Raw genomic sequence first — 11,802 nt, 5'->3', positions numbered from 1 at the left:
TTAAAAACCAAGACTAAGTTGATTTGTATCGTTCTTTTTTGAATCGGGCTTTTTGCCCTCTTTTAATTGTTCGTAATATGATAAATTCTCCGATATATAAAAAATCCGTTTGTAGATGTAGTTCTGATCAAGAAAGAACAGGTCATGACTCATACGTAAAAGAACATCCTCCAAACGGATGCGCTTTTTATCATAGAGAAGATAGAACGTTTCTACCATCTTCCGGTCACGTATTTTGGTCATTTCAGGATTCCGCATAAGAAAGCATTATTATAGCGCAAATATACGGATTTCCAGTGATTTGTCAAAATTGAATATAAGCCTGCGGGGGAAAGGCTATAAAAAAGCCCCCAGCCTGTTAGTAAAGACGCCAATCACATACTAACAAAATGCGAGCAGACGCACAGCCGGGGGCAAAGACCCTTGCTGCGTCTGCTCGCATTTTTGCTTTATGTGATTGGCATTGCAAAGATAATCAAATTTGTATTATTATAAACATTCATTTTAAAAGAGTATGAGCATGTTGAAAGAAAAAGTTACGGGGATGGCTACCGGATATACAGTAAATGCACCACAATGGGTGAATACGTCCACACAAGCACCAGAGTTCAAGTCCTTTTATAAGACCGTCTCCGGGAATGAAGGGAATAAATGCAATTACCCGACACGTTTAGACCTCTACGGCTGTGGATGCTTTCACGACTGTTCTTATTGTTATGCAAAGTCGCTTCTTAATTTCAGGGGACTATGGCATCCAGATAATCCGTCCGTTTCCCGGACGGACAAAGTGGAGAGGAAGATCTGCAAATTAGAGCGGGGAACAGTTGTGCGTTTGGGTGGAATGACTGACTGTTTCCAACCTTGTGAGGCTGTTTACAGGGAAACCTATAAAGCAATTCAGAACCTGAACCGACAAGGGGTACACTACCTTATCGTGACAAAGTCCTCAATGGTGGCAGATGACAGATATATCCGGTTGATGGATAGAAAACTGGCACATATACAAATATCTGTGACTTCTACGGATGACACACTTTCACGTACATTTGAAAAGGCATGTCTGCCATCCGCACGGATTAAAGCTATTGAGAAGCTGCAGGAACAAGGGTTTGATGTGGCTGTCAGATTATCCCCATTTATCCCGCAATTTATTGATTTTAGGGTTCTGAACAGTATCAAATGTGATAAAATTCTGGTGGAATTTTTACGGATAAACACGTGGGTGAAGCAATGGTTGGATATTGACTATTCCGAATACACCCTGAAGCATGCAGGGTACAATCATCTGCAGCTGGAGCGAAAAATCGAATATCTAAATAAGATTTCAGGGTTCAGGGAGATTTCGGTTTGTGAGGATGTGGACAGTCATTTTCAGTATTGGAAAGAGAATGTAAACTGCAGTCCGGATGATTGCTGTAATTTGAGAATATAAAATTAAGCCGCGCAGGAAAAAATCTTTGCGCGGCTTTTTTCGGGCAGACAATCATTTGTAGAATATGTATTTTTCTTCGCAATAAATGCAATGATTTTCTTTGCAATACTTCTCAACTGCCTTGCGCGTTTTAAAGTCTTTTACTTTTCCGTCTTTCGATTGAATATGTCCCACATTAAAGTCTTCATCTATCTTTAGGGGGACAAACCTTGTTTGGGTATTAAATCGTTTCATGTTTCTGGTCATTCTTTTTCCATTAATCTTAAAATTCTGTTGAACTCATCACGGCTCATATTGGTAGGTACAAAAGATGCTTTTACCTCTTCAAACGGACGAAGAGAATGTTTTAATGTCTCTTGAGCTTCCTCCCTTGCCTTTTGGGCACACATTTCAATATATTCTTCATCTGTCATATTGTAATCACTAACAGTATCTATCACCGTTGAGAATCGGCATAAAAGCCCATTTTTCTGTCTTGATATAAAGCTCATCTATTTTGATTTACTTGAAATTACCACTCTACTTTATATACGCCATTCCAATTCTCATCTATAGAGAAACGTATTTTATATCCGACTTTCATAAGTATATGTCGTACATACGAAGACAGATTTATGAATGTGTATGAATGTTCTCCACGTTTTTTCGCCTCTTCGATTATTGCTACTACTTCTGCTATATATAACATTCTATTCCTTTCTGATTTGGTTTGAGGGTTATTCAGTAGCCTTTTTGATAGCATTACATAATACATCATAGGCAGGTTCTTCTACGCAGACATATTTTAGTGCTTCTTGGCACGCTTTTAATAATTCAGGAGCAGCCGCTATTAACTTGGCTCTCTCTCGTTGCTTTTTCGTTCCATTCGCATGTCCCCCCAATGGAAAAGCTACAATAGCCAAAGGGAACTCAATAGATGTATCTTCTTTTATAAAGATTGCACCATCAGGAAAGTCGGGAGTAATTGTTTCAACCGTTTTCCATTTTATCAAAATTTCTTTTTTACTCATAATTGATTTTATTATACGTTATTCAAATTCATCAAGTTCGTAAGAATCCTCGACGATTTCTTCTACTTCTTCTAAAAAGTAAAGTTGTGTCTTGTTATTGAAACTGGTGCGTAGCTGTTCTGCTAAATACAGATATCCGGCTCTCCATGCTTCTTCCGCTTCTTTTGAACCTTTATTCAATTTTGCAACCTTTTCCTTTGACAATGCAATGAATTTTTCTTGTGTCATACTTTAGTTCCTTTCTAATTTGTTATACGTTAATTATTACACATTCTAATCAAGCATCATATCAAACACCAATGTCTTCATATTTCAACTTTTGTATAATTACTAAAATCACAATAAAGATACTCCCACCAATCGCCATAACGGTATTTATCATTCAAATACCTACAACGAGTATTCCAAGTGTTTTTCTGCCAGACTTCATACAACACACCTTTATGGATGAAAGTATCACCTTCTTTCAGAGTTGAAACATCTATCTTACTCATATCTCTATCAAATATTATCAAAAGCCGATCTTTCCCGGCTGTTATCCCTTTATTTTAAAACTCCACAATAAGCCAAAACCGATAAGGAGGTAAATATACCTATTACTGATACTAAATATAGAATCAGTAGATCCTCTAAGCTATTATCTTTTTTCATATCCAATTTAATCTTCTACTATTTTATCATCTGTTAGCAAACGTTTCATTGCCCGGTCTCTTTCCGCTTTTGAAGGATAATTGTCCCCATACCTTTTCCAGCTATCCGGATTTATATCGCTTTTAAAAGTGATATGCGGCTGGGGGTAATCATGGCGACGCAGGATTGTATAGCCGGCTTTGCACAGTTTTCTTTGATCTTTTGCATTCATCTTTTTGCTAATTAGAATTAAACTTGATTCTGGCATAACGATAGAATCGTATATAACCAAACTGGTAGGAAGGGTGCTCCGTATTATCCGATATGGTAATTTGTACATTATAACCTTTTATTCGTAAGAAACGGGCAGCAATTTCCTCAATAGTGTATGTTTTTATATATATATCCCAATCACTAACGACCAATATCGTTTTCACATTCCCACTTTTCAGAATCCTTTTAAAATTTCTGATAGTGCGTATTATCTCCTTCTTCTTGTTCATACTTTAGTTTTATCCTCTTTTAAAATAGTTTTATAGGCTTCTTCCATCCGTTCAATCTCCTCCACACATGCCAGCCATCCGGGAAAACCTCCGATGTTTTTGTCATCGATATAGCAATGGGCATATATCTTTTTCCCGCCTTCCCCATATTTAGCGACATTTTCAGGATCATGGTCATTTACACGGTCGAATGGTATTTTGCGTTCCAACAGCCAGTTGATGGCATTCAATAACTGATCACCAGTACGGCATGTCCAAATAATGATTTTATGTCCTTCATCATGTAATTTCCGGAGCGATTCACCAGCGTATGGTTGCTCCCCGTCAATAGCCGGGAATTTCCCCCGGCTAATGGTTCCGTCAAAGTCAACTGCTATAATCATAATCTACAGAATGAAGGTTCAATACGACGCCATACTCCGTTCTCGTCACGCTTATGGAAATAGTAATTAGTTGCAGTTTTATACACGACATTGCTTTCTTTGAACAACTGCATGATAGCCGCATATTCTTCATCAAAACGTGACTCCAATTCATACAATTTGCTTATAGACTTATAGTCCAAATCCCCCTGACGGTTACGTTCGAGAAGCGTCATCGCCATTTGATACATCGGATCATCGACTCCTTTTTCTGAATGGGCTATATAATTCTTCAGGTAGTCAATCAGCCTTTCGGCAGCGAGATCGGCACGTTCATCAAAACTTTTCACCTTATTGCTTTTTACCTCCAGTTTGAAGTTCCCGTCTACTACTGAAAAAGTGGCGGTCTCTTCACCCTGACGCATACGGAGCTGACTGTATTCTCGCATCACGTTGCGGAAAGCCTTGCTTTCACCTACAATCCAATCATAAAAGCCCTGAACGTCATTCACTACTGGCATGAGTTTACTTTCCACATCGAACATGAATTGATGCCTCAATGCTTCGTAGGTTTCTTTCCGCTGAATGGACTCTGTTTTTTCTTCCTCTTTCAGTTTACGCAACAGTTCCGCCTTTTCTTCTTTTGACAATTTACTAATATCCATACTATTAACTTTTAAATGATTAATTACAATTTGATTTTATATACTTCTTTCAGTTCCCGTTCCTTGTTTTCCGCTTCGATATAAAGCGATGACCTTTGGTCTACCAACTTCGCAAATGTATTGCGATCCATATTCCCGGCATACAATTTTTCGTGTATGGCATCCAGTTCACCGGGAATCTTGTCAAGCCGATCCAGTAATTCATTAATCCGGTTAATCCGGTGTTGTTCTGCACTAATATCCGCCATCTTCTTTCTTCTTTAATATTGATTCCAGCTTCGGTATCAACAGGAGAAGTTCTTCCTCGTCCAGTTCGCGAAACTTCTTTCCAGCTATCCGAACATCAAGGCAAAACGCATTTACCGCTCCCCAGTCTGTTGTGTCGATTCCGATCCGCTGCACTCTCTTCAGGACAGCCGACCTGCGTCTCCTTATTTCCCGTTCGGTGATAGTCAAATCCCGGTTTTCTTTTTTCGCACCGTTCAAATAGCCGCAGAGATACATTGCTTCGCTGTATGTCAACTCTTTTGTGGTATTTGTCCGCCCGTCCGTTAGGTCTAGTAGGATAGCCCGCTTTTGTTCGTCATCAATGCCTTGTGCGCTGTATATGATATGCAGGCGTTTGATAAGGCTTTTACTGATAGGTTTCTTCGTCTTCTGTTCCATCATTATCGCTTTTAATATTTTCAATCCAATGTTTTTGATACCCTTCCGCCCATACTATGTAATATCCGCGTGAACCTCCTTTGCCACGTCCGATAAATGTTGCCTTGAAATGTTCCACGTAGATTCTTTTAAAGCTGTCACGTTTCACGTCATAGGCGGTTTTTCCTTCCACCTCGCGCCCGTCCACATGCGAGATAAAGACAAATATCTTTCGCGGATACTTCTTGCGCAGGCGGATTATTTCGGGGGCTTTCGCTCCCCCTTGCTGCTCGAAGTATTGTATGGAGTCTATCATTATCACGTCCGGGCTGCGTTGCTTTGACAGGTATTCGTCCAGTTCTGTGATGGTGGCTTCATCCGAATAGATTATATTATTCGTTTTACTATGAATGCCGACACTAAGAACGGAATTCACGAAGTCGTCGCACGCGCCCATTTCAAGTGTTAAATAAAGAACCCGAAGCCCCATTTCATCAAATTTGCGTGCCAGCTGCAGAGCGAAAGAACTTTTTCCTTGTCCCGACTTTCCGTAAATGATCCAGCAACCGGACTTTTCCGGACGACCGAATGCCAGATACCATTCACCGTCAAAATCAATATATTCATGTCGGATGTCTTCTAGGTTCTTCTGACTCCAAACTTTCATGCCAGTTCTCCACGCTCGATTTGTTGTTTGATTATACGGTCTTCGATCATGCCGGACAGTTCACGCAAATCATCGGTAAACCAAACATATTTTCCCGGCACAGGTTCTTTTTTCTCTTTATTCAACTTTCCCCAAATGTTTTCCTGTTCCTCCGTATCATTGATCCCGTTTGCCGCGCAAATGGCTTTGACATCCTTCTTTGTGGCTCCCAGCAATGCGATGTAGTTCCGACAAAATCTGCCGTCTATTTCGTCGTATCCTTCTACACGACCGACATAACGCTTTATATTGCGTTCCAGCGTCTCCGTTCCGGCTACGATAGCCCCCAAACGGTGTAAAGTATCGTCATATAGAGGTATCAAGGTACAAAGGGCACTGTGCGCCAGTTTTCCGGCATCATCAAGGATTAACAAAGGGGATTTTCCAGCCATGCGGTTTATGTGTGAAACAACCAAGTCCATAAGGTCATCGTTATCCATATAGCGCGTTACCGTTTCCCCCATGCATGTGGCTAACTTGGTCAGGAATTTACGTGCCGTCCACTTCCGGCATTTCAGATATATGACTGAATTATCGGCACTCATGTTATAAAGGTCTATGAGGGATTGAGTCTTCCCACTGCCGGATCGGGAAGATATGCACATCCATTTGTGATTCCGTTTGGCTGCCACGAACGCGGTGCGTACCTGCTGGTAACTGGTGACGCTTTCCACTACATTCCAGGCGTTTTCGTAGTAATTAAGACCGGAAGCGATCTTTTCAGCGATAGAGTCTTCGTTAGCTCCATACTTGCCGCTTCTGAATTGGGACATGGCGGTATCCGATATTCCACACTTCCGTGCCAACTCCGTTGCAGATGAACCACGATTGATTAACTTCTCTATGTACGTTTTTAATGCTTGATTATCCATGTTGTATATCTTTTAAATTGTTTTTAAATCATCTTGAAAAATTCATATCCAGCGGGTTGTAGTCGTAATCTTCATCGTCCGTTCCGGTAGAAGCCATTGCTACACTTTGCCGGGTGATATGTTGGGTCACTTCCATGAAATCCGCATCCGTGGCGTCATCCCTCATTTTTGACCGGACATCCTTGTGCTGTCCCAAGCTGTCAGTTATCAGATAGCGGTCAAGAACCGTTCCTGCAGCTATTTCGGGGATACGTTGGCAAATGGTGGTGATTCTCCTGTCTACCTCTTTCACTTTCTCCTTCACCGTTTCCACCATTTCAGTGTTGAACCTGTCGACACGTGCCCGGTATTCAAAATGTTCCGGTTTCTGATCAGCCAAAGCCATCGGAACTTTGATATCACGTTGCAGTACGTATTGCAATGTCCCGATCTCTTTGTCAACACGACCGGACTTCAGGCGTTTTGCGTTCGATACAAGCACCTGACTCATATCGTCCGGGTCAAAGCGTACTATCCAGTCTTCGTTGTAATGGTCGCGGAGAGAAAGGTCGAAGCTGTCGAAGCAGATTCGTTCGCCCATGAATTCGATAAACAGCCCCGAACCTGTGATCTTATTTGTGCGTCCGGTGGTTTCCCCCATGAGCATCAGATATTCTTCAATCCCGAAAGGCATTTTACGGGCTTCTTCAGTACGTTCCCATGCAGCGCGGTAAGCATCTATCTTCTTTGCCCGTTCCTGTGCTATAATAGCCTCTAATTGCGCAATAACGGTGGCTTCATCCGGGATGAACTTGTGATTTTGGTTTAAGACTTCCAAATTAGGCTGGTTATCTTTGTCGGCAGTGATACCGAAGCCCGACCAGTTCGCCTGTTTTTGGCAGTATTCCACGTTCAGCCGTTTGAAATAGGGTTCTACAATTTTGGACTTTGCATTTCCCAAAGCGGCTGGTGTATAGTACTTGGTCATGGCTTCATAGAAGGGAACCATCACCTTCTTTTGATAATTGTCGCTTTGTAGCTGTAAAGGCTTATAGCGTTCCCCAAATAGCTCTTTGGTATGTTGTACCGCATTTCGTAATGCTTCACGAATAAGAGCGGGTGATTCATGGTCGCCAATGGCATACCCTACCGGATATTTTTCACATGCGTCAAGTACGACTACCATCGTTTTCCGGTTGGTATAAGTGGTGTACATATATCTCTTTTCCTCACCGTTTTTCTTTACCGTTTTGGGAGTCTTTTTCTGATAGAACAGTTCCGCATCCCATCCGTCCAGCGTCCAGTAAGTAAGTGCTTGTGTCGGGGCTTCGCGGTGTATCTGTTTCATGCGTGTGTTCTTCAGAGCTTTGTCTCCCTTATTTCCCGCCATTGTTGTGAGAGCAAATTTTTGTCTCCAGTTCTCAACGGTGGTAGGACTATCGATCGGTTTCCAATCCATCAGGGAAGCCACCTTGTTGTATTCTTCCATGATTTGGACATTATTCAGATTGTTATGCATACTGATTAATTTATGCATCACCGCCTTTGCGTCCTCGTTCAGTACGACTGCCGCGTATTTGTTGCCATACGATTTATGGATGACACTGCGATAGCCTTCTTCCTCACTGATCCGTCGTGCCGCTTCATATTGCTCGCATTTACGTTTCAAAGCCTTCCAGTTCTTCGGCAGGTTATGAGGAAAAATATCACGCCCGTTCGGGTCTTTCAGTGTCAGAAGATCATTGCTCAACTTACAGAGCTTTTCCCAAACGTTGATGCGCGTACCACCACCGCCTATCGAGTTGGCTTTACGACCATCGCGAAGGGAGAGGAGCGCGTTCATGATGCGTACATTCAGGGTATATTCGTCAATCTTTGCGGGGGGAAGCTTCTTGTCACCGTCATAGCGGTATTTCACACTGAAAAACTCGTAGGCGGCATTGCTGTAGACAATCGCATCTTCCAGTATGGATTTCTGTGTTTTAGCGGCAATTTCTGCACGGGGATCACCTTTACGTACAATGTACCCTTTCTTTACGTCCTTTCTCATGGTTTCAAAATCTACTAGGGCAGGACATCCGGGAATACCACGACGGAGTACGATAAGTTGCCCGTTCCTCACCATCGAATAGTATGTTCCTTCAGGAATGAACCCATCTTCACTCCCAACTTGCGTTTTGGGATTGAAGATGATTAATTCATTCGCAAACACGCAAATCCGATTATTAAATATCTCAGCCATAATAATTATACTATTAACTTTAGCGCAAGTCCCGGCACTGCCCCAGGATTGTAGCTGCTTCCCCTCTTTTCACCTGTTCCCATTGAAAACCTGTCCTAACACCATTAAATAATACCATGACAAATTCAATCTGAAACCATGAGTCTGTGTTATCCCGAAATACGGGGAAGTTCCTTGCTTGCATACTTGTTTTACTCTTCGTCCTTTTCCGAACGGAATTCCCTTTCAAGAATGGTCACTATCGTGAAACAGGCAATGACAAAAGCCGCCTGCACATTAGAGGCAGACACCTCAATCCCGTCAACCAATGAAACGGTAGTTATTATCCCGACCGCTATCAACACATTCTGAATCACTCTAAATGTTTTCATATACTATATCGTTTTTCTTGTTCTACATTCATTTTTCTAAAAAGGCTATTCCTATTCATCACGAACCGGAATAGTTTTGCTACATTTGTAGCCAATATGGAAAATATTTAATTTAAATAAACCGTTATGATGTTTTTCGATGATTTGGAATCTAAACTTGCATCAGACCAAACAATATGCAAGAGTATACTCCGAGATGTAAAATGTCCTGTTCATAAGCTAAAGGCACGTATCATCTATGATTACGACAATGACTTCACTTATGCCCATATTACGAAATGCTGTTGTCCTCAATTTGCCCAAATAGTGGCGGATACGATCCATAAAACAGAGACTATTGATGTAGTAGAAATTGACGACTGTGAATATACTCGCTGAATTGGACAACTTTCTCACTGAAACCCGGCACGTGTCACCAACCATGAATAGTTTCTTCTTGAATCTGGCATGGTTGCCGAGGCGTAGCACATCATCTGCTGTTAAGTTATCACCCATGACAATGGCTTGAAAAATGATGCGATCTATACGTTTCAAAATCTTATTCTTTTGCATTGCAGATTTTTATTTATTGCTTATTACTCTTGTTACATTTCCGTGAGAATCCAAAACCTTCACTTTTGATGGTTCATTACCTTCAGTATATTTAATTCCACCATTTTCTTGTGCCATTCTACGAATAGCTTCTGCATTCTTTCCATTTCGTTTAAAACGAAGTATTTGACTAAGGTTTGCGAGAGATATTCCAAATGTTTCTGCAATCATCTTTCGTTTTTCGGTGTCTCTTAATTCAATTATTTGTTTCATACCTTTTTATTTTTGAGTTATTATTCATACATTTGAGCGCTGTTAATCTGTAACACGCTGCAAATATAATAGAGATTTTTCAATTATGAAAGAAAATATGAGAGATTTTTCAGTATTAAAGCAGAGAATTCTGCAATATTTAGATTTTAAAGGGATTACAAAGTATGAATGTTATAAAAATACAGGCATAACCAATGGCGTGTTGAGTCAACCAAATGGAATGTCTGAAGATAATTTATTGAAATTTCTCTCATATTATAGCGATATCTCTACGGATTGGTTGCTTGCTGGATGTGGTTCAATGTTGCGTGATGACAATCAAACGAAAATTTCTAAAATCGTTCCAATAGAGTCGGAATTTGAGTCAATCCCTATCGTTGATATATCTGTAGCTGCAGGTTATGGATGTGAAAATCCTGATTTTATAGAAGTCGTGGAGACTATTAGGCTTCCTTACAATATGCTACGTAGGAATAGAAAATATTTCTGTGTTAAAGTACGAGGAGAAAGTATGTCTCCGACATTATTAGACTGTTCATTTCTCATCTTAAGATTATTGGATCGAAGTGAATGGAATGAGATTAAAGACAATCATGTATATGTGGTAAGCGACAGAAGTGGACGTGCTTACGTGAAACGCATAAAAAATAGATTCCGTGAACATGGTTTTATAGTTTGTACCTCTGATAATGTTGATAAAGCTAATTACCCAAACTTTAATTTGATGGAAGATGAGATTAATACTATACTATATGTGGAATGGTATTTAAGCGCAAAGATGCCTAATATTAACGCGACGTATTATGATAAAGTAAACCATTTAGAAGACGATGTGGATGCTTTGAAAAGTCAAATGTCCCTACTTATGAAAAGGTTAACTTAATATTAAACATTATATTTTATTATAAATCATTGTTTTTTAGCATATTACCAAAAATATCTGTATTCCTAAAAGTTGTATTATAGGGTATAACTCAATGCATATACCAGTATTATAGGGTAAAACTCAATAATAAAAACACTTCTTTTTTAATGGGTGTTTAATGGGTGATATTCACATTTTGTCTCTATTTTCTAATGGGTGTTTAAAGGGTGCTGACATGGGTATAGGCTATTTTAACAATAAATTATATCTTTTCCATAAGTCTGTATTTATCACGAAATAAACAAAAACACATCCTATTTTCTTTATTTATTTCATATATTTGCAATTAGAAAAACTTCCATATAGTAACTATATAGAAATTTTTAGTATTACAAATATCTAAAAGTAAAGTCATGGCTAAAGAGACTAAGGTTATACATGTTCATCTCATTTTCAAAAAAACAAGCCGTTTTTTTGGTTCTATATCAGCAATCTATTCTGAATTTACTGCTGAAGAAATAGGTATTACGGAAGAAACCCTACGTCACAAAGGGTTGTCCGATGGTGTTTCCTTCGCTACTAAAAAAGCGATCATACAACAAGGAGTGCTTATTCGAAGCGCACGAAAATAGCATTTTAAGCCGCTGTAATGTATTTCTATATCTAAATTAATAAAGGCTATACACCCATCTAAATGGAGCGTATAGCCTTTGTTT

At 40.0% G+C, this 11,802-nt stretch carries 22 protein-coding genes; 3 read left to right on the top strand and 19 right to left on the bottom strand.

What is annotated here, in order from left to right; genetic code table 11:
• A complete protein-coding gene (locus AB3G73_RS08530; RefSeq protein WP_008766315.1) occupies positions 1-258 on the bottom strand; it encodes a hypothetical protein in 258 nt (85 codons plus the stop codon).
• A 262-nt stretch (positions 259-520) separates the two neighbouring features.
• Here AB3G73_RS08530 and AB3G73_RS08525 point away from each other — a divergent pair, with 262 nt between their 5' ends.
• Complete coding sequence (locus AB3G73_RS08525; RefSeq protein ID WP_055271023.1) at positions 521-1,432, top strand: radical SAM protein; 912 nt, start codon at positions 521-523, stop codon at positions 1,430-1,432.
• A gap of 51 nt (positions 1,433-1,483) precedes the next feature.
• On the opposite strand, the gene AB3G73_RS08520 is transcribed toward AB3G73_RS08525, so the two are convergent.
• From AB3G73_RS08520 to AB3G73_RS08435, 18 genes are all read right to left on the bottom strand, one after another.
• On the bottom strand, positions 1,484-1,666 hold the full coding sequence (locus AB3G73_RS08520) for a hypothetical protein (protein ID WP_008766313.1): 183 nt from the start codon (positions 1,664-1,666) through the stop codon (positions 1,484-1,486).
• Positions 1,667-1,674: 8 nt separating this feature from the next.
• Positions 1,675-1,923, bottom strand: a complete 249-nt coding sequence (locus AB3G73_RS08515; protein WP_055271025.1) for a hypothetical protein — start codon at positions 1,921-1,923, stop codon at positions 1,675-1,677.
• 225 nt (positions 1,924-2,148) lie between these two features.
• Complete coding sequence (locus AB3G73_RS08510; protein ID WP_055271028.1) at positions 2,149-2,442, bottom strand: hypothetical protein; 294 nt, start codon at positions 2,440-2,442, stop codon at positions 2,149-2,151.
• A gap of 18 nt (positions 2,443-2,460) precedes the next feature.
• On the bottom strand, positions 2,461-2,670 hold the full coding sequence (locus AB3G73_RS08505) for a hypothetical protein (protein ID WP_055271030.1): 210 nt from the start codon (positions 2,668-2,670) through the stop codon (positions 2,461-2,463).
• A gap of 77 nt (positions 2,671-2,747) precedes the next feature.
• Positions 2,748-2,936 (bottom strand): hypothetical protein, encoded by a 189-nt coding sequence (locus AB3G73_RS08500; RefSeq protein ID WP_055271032.1) that lies wholly within the window; start codon positions 2,934-2,936, stop codon positions 2,748-2,750.
• Positions 2,937-3,100: 164 nt separating this feature from the next.
• The gene (locus AB3G73_RS08495; RefSeq protein WP_004303279.1) at positions 3,101-3,304 is read right to left on the bottom strand and encodes a hypothetical protein; all 204 of its coding nucleotides are present in this window, start codon (positions 3,302-3,304) and stop codon (positions 3,101-3,103) included.
• 7 nt (positions 3,305-3,311) lie between these two features.
• Positions 3,312-3,509, bottom strand: a complete 198-nt coding sequence (locus AB3G73_RS08490) for a hypothetical protein (protein ID WP_230328169.1) — start codon at positions 3,507-3,509, stop codon at positions 3,312-3,314.
• Positions 3,510-3,571: 62 nt separating this feature from the next.
• The gene (locus AB3G73_RS08485; protein ID WP_119213192.1) at positions 3,572-3,958 is read right to left on the bottom strand and encodes a hypothetical protein; all 387 of its coding nucleotides are present in this window, start codon (positions 3,956-3,958) and stop codon (positions 3,572-3,574) included.
• The gene (locus tag AB3G73_RS08480; protein ID WP_119213193.1) at positions 3,955-4,602 is read right to left on the bottom strand and encodes a DUF3164 family protein; all 648 of its coding nucleotides are present in this window, start codon (positions 4,600-4,602) and stop codon (positions 3,955-3,957) included. The genes AB3G73_RS08485 and AB3G73_RS08480 overlap by 4 nt, the downstream gene beginning before the upstream one ends.
• A gap of 23 nt (positions 4,603-4,625) precedes the next feature.
• The gene (locus tag AB3G73_RS08475) at positions 4,626-4,850 is read right to left on the bottom strand and encodes a hypothetical protein (protein ID WP_004303283.1); all 225 of its coding nucleotides are present in this window, start codon (positions 4,848-4,850) and stop codon (positions 4,626-4,628) included.
• A complete protein-coding gene (locus tag AB3G73_RS08470; protein WP_119213194.1) occupies positions 4,837-5,271 on the bottom strand; it encodes a hypothetical protein in 435 nt (144 codons plus the stop codon). Before AB3G73_RS08470 ends, AB3G73_RS08475 begins: the two co-directional genes overlap by 14 nt.
• Positions 5,237-5,914, bottom strand: coding sequence for an ATP-binding protein (locus AB3G73_RS08465; RefSeq protein ID WP_004303285.1), 678 nt, complete (start codon positions 5,912-5,914; stop codon positions 5,237-5,239). Before AB3G73_RS08465 ends, AB3G73_RS08470 begins: the two co-directional genes overlap by 35 nt.
• Entirely contained in the window at positions 5,911-6,825 is a 915-nt protein-coding gene (locus AB3G73_RS08460) for an AAA family ATPase (RefSeq protein WP_055271044.1), read from the bottom strand. The genes AB3G73_RS08465 and AB3G73_RS08460 overlap by 4 nt, the downstream gene beginning before the upstream one ends.
• Before the next feature lie 28 nt (positions 6,826-6,853).
• Positions 6,854-9,046: a hypothetical protein gene (locus AB3G73_RS08455; protein ID WP_008766301.1), complete on the bottom strand. Its 2,193-nt coding sequence runs from the start codon at positions 9,044-9,046 to the stop codon at positions 6,854-6,856.
• 19 nt (positions 9,047-9,065) lie between these two features.
• The gene (locus tag AB3G73_RS08450) at positions 9,066-9,230 is read right to left on the bottom strand and encodes a hypothetical protein (RefSeq protein ID WP_008766300.1); all 165 of its coding nucleotides are present in this window, start codon (positions 9,228-9,230) and stop codon (positions 9,066-9,068) included.
• Between the two features lie 7 nt (positions 9,231-9,237).
• Positions 9,238-9,417, bottom strand: a complete 180-nt coding sequence (locus AB3G73_RS08445; RefSeq protein ID WP_004310117.1) for a hypothetical protein — start codon at positions 9,415-9,417, stop codon at positions 9,238-9,240.
• Between the two features lie 219 nt (positions 9,418-9,636).
• A complete protein-coding gene (locus AB3G73_RS08440; RefSeq protein WP_055271046.1) occupies positions 9,637-9,969 on the bottom strand; it encodes a hypothetical protein in 333 nt (110 codons plus the stop codon).
• A 9-nt stretch (positions 9,970-9,978) separates the two neighbouring features.
• Positions 9,979-10,221: a hypothetical protein gene (locus AB3G73_RS08435; protein WP_008766298.1), complete on the bottom strand. Its 243-nt coding sequence runs from the start codon at positions 10,219-10,221 to the stop codon at positions 9,979-9,981.
• An 85-nt stretch (positions 10,222-10,306) separates the two neighbouring features.
• Here AB3G73_RS08435 and AB3G73_RS08430 point away from each other — a divergent pair, with 85 nt between their 5' ends.
• Both AB3G73_RS08430 and AB3G73_RS08425 read left to right on the top strand, forming a co-directional pair.
• On the top strand, positions 10,307-11,104 hold the full coding sequence (locus AB3G73_RS08430; protein ID WP_055271048.1) for a S24 family peptidase: 798 nt from the start codon (positions 10,307-10,309) through the stop codon (positions 11,102-11,104).
• 395 nt (positions 11,105-11,499) lie between these two features.
• Positions 11,500-11,718 carry a hypothetical protein gene (locus tag AB3G73_RS08425; RefSeq protein ID WP_007765896.1) on the top strand — a complete coding sequence of 73 codons (219 nt, stop codon included), beginning with the start codon at positions 11,500-11,502 and terminating at the stop codon, positions 11,716-11,718.
• Positions 11,719-11,802 lie beyond the last annotated feature (84 nt).

Origin of the sequence: Bacteroides sp. L008, from assembly GCF_040812255.1 — a bacterium.
Taxonomy (GTDB): Bacteria; Bacteroidota; Bacteroidia; order Bacteroidales; family Bacteroidaceae; genus Bacteroides; species Bacteroides vicugnae.
The sequence above is the reverse complement of the archived record's forward strand: the minus strand, read 5'-3'. Positions and strand labels throughout refer to the sequence as shown.

Coding starts and splice junctions, on each gene's coding strand:
- AB3G73_RS08530 (WP_008766315.1), bottom strand. CDS start 258: ATGCGGAATCCTGAAATGACCAAAATACGTGACCGGAAGATGGTAGAA.
- AB3G73_RS08525 (WP_055271023.1), top strand. CDS start 521: ATGTTGAAAGAAAAAGTTACGGGGATGGCTACCGGATATACAGTAAAT.
- AB3G73_RS08520 (WP_008766313.1), bottom strand. CDS start 1,666: ATGAAACGATTTAATACCCAAACAAGGTTTGTCCCCCTAAAGATAGAT.
- AB3G73_RS08515 (WP_055271025.1), bottom strand. CDS start 1,923: ATGAGCTTTATATCAAGACAGAAAAATGGGCTTTTATGCCGATTCTCA.
- AB3G73_RS08510 (WP_055271028.1), bottom strand. CDS start 2,442: ATGAGTAAAAAAGAAATTTTGATAAAATGGAAAACGGTTGAAACAATT.
- AB3G73_RS08505 (WP_055271030.1), bottom strand. CDS start 2,670: ATGACACAAGAAAAATTCATTGCATTGTCAAAGGAAAAGGTTGCAAAA.
- AB3G73_RS08500 (WP_055271032.1), bottom strand. CDS start 2,936: ATGAGTAAGATAGATGTTTCAACTCTGAAAGAAGGTGATACTTTCATC.
- AB3G73_RS08495 (WP_004303279.1), bottom strand. CDS start 3,304: ATGAATGCAAAAGATCAAAGAAAACTGTGCAAAGCCGGCTATACAATC.
- AB3G73_RS08485 (WP_119213192.1), bottom strand. CDS start 3,958: ATGATTATAGCAGTTGACTTTGACGGAACCATTAGCCGGGGGAAATTC.
- AB3G73_RS08480 (WP_119213193.1), bottom strand. CDS start 4,602: ATGGATATTAGTAAATTGTCAAAAGAAGAAAAGGCGGAACTGTTGCGT.
- AB3G73_RS08475 (WP_004303283.1), bottom strand. CDS start 4,850: ATGGCGGATATTAGTGCAGAACAACACCGGATTAACCGGATTAATGAA.
- AB3G73_RS08470 (WP_119213194.1), bottom strand. CDS start 5,271: ATGATGGAACAGAAGACGAAGAAACCTATCAGTAAAAGCCTTATCAAA.
- AB3G73_RS08465 (WP_004303285.1), bottom strand. CDS start 5,914: ATGAAAGTTTGGAGTCAGAAGAACCTAGAAGACATCCGACATGAATAT.
- AB3G73_RS08460 (WP_055271044.1), bottom strand. CDS start 6,825: ATGGATAATCAAGCATTAAAAACGTACATAGAGAAGTTAATCAATCGT.
- AB3G73_RS08455 (WP_008766301.1), bottom strand. CDS start 9,046: ATGGCTGAGATATTTAATAATCGGATTTGCGTGTTTGCGAATGAATTA.
- AB3G73_RS08450 (WP_008766300.1), bottom strand. CDS start 9,230: ATGCAAGCAAGGAACTTCCCCGTATTTCGGGATAACACAGACTCATGG.
- AB3G73_RS08445 (WP_004310117.1), bottom strand. CDS start 9,417: ATGAAAACATTTAGAGTGATTCAGAATGTGTTGATAGCGGTCGGGATA.
- AB3G73_RS08440 (WP_055271046.1), bottom strand. CDS start 9,969: ATGCAAAAGAATAAGATTTTGAAACGTATAGATCGCATCATTTTTCAA.
- AB3G73_RS08435 (WP_008766298.1), bottom strand. CDS start 10,221: ATGAAACAAATAATTGAATTAAGAGACACCGAAAAACGAAAGATGATT.
- AB3G73_RS08430 (WP_055271048.1), top strand. CDS start 10,307: ATGAAAGAAAATATGAGAGATTTTTCAGTATTAAAGCAGAGAATTCTG.
- AB3G73_RS08425 (WP_007765896.1), top strand. CDS start 11,500: ATGGCTAAAGAGACTAAGGTTATACATGTTCATCTCATTTTCAAAAAA.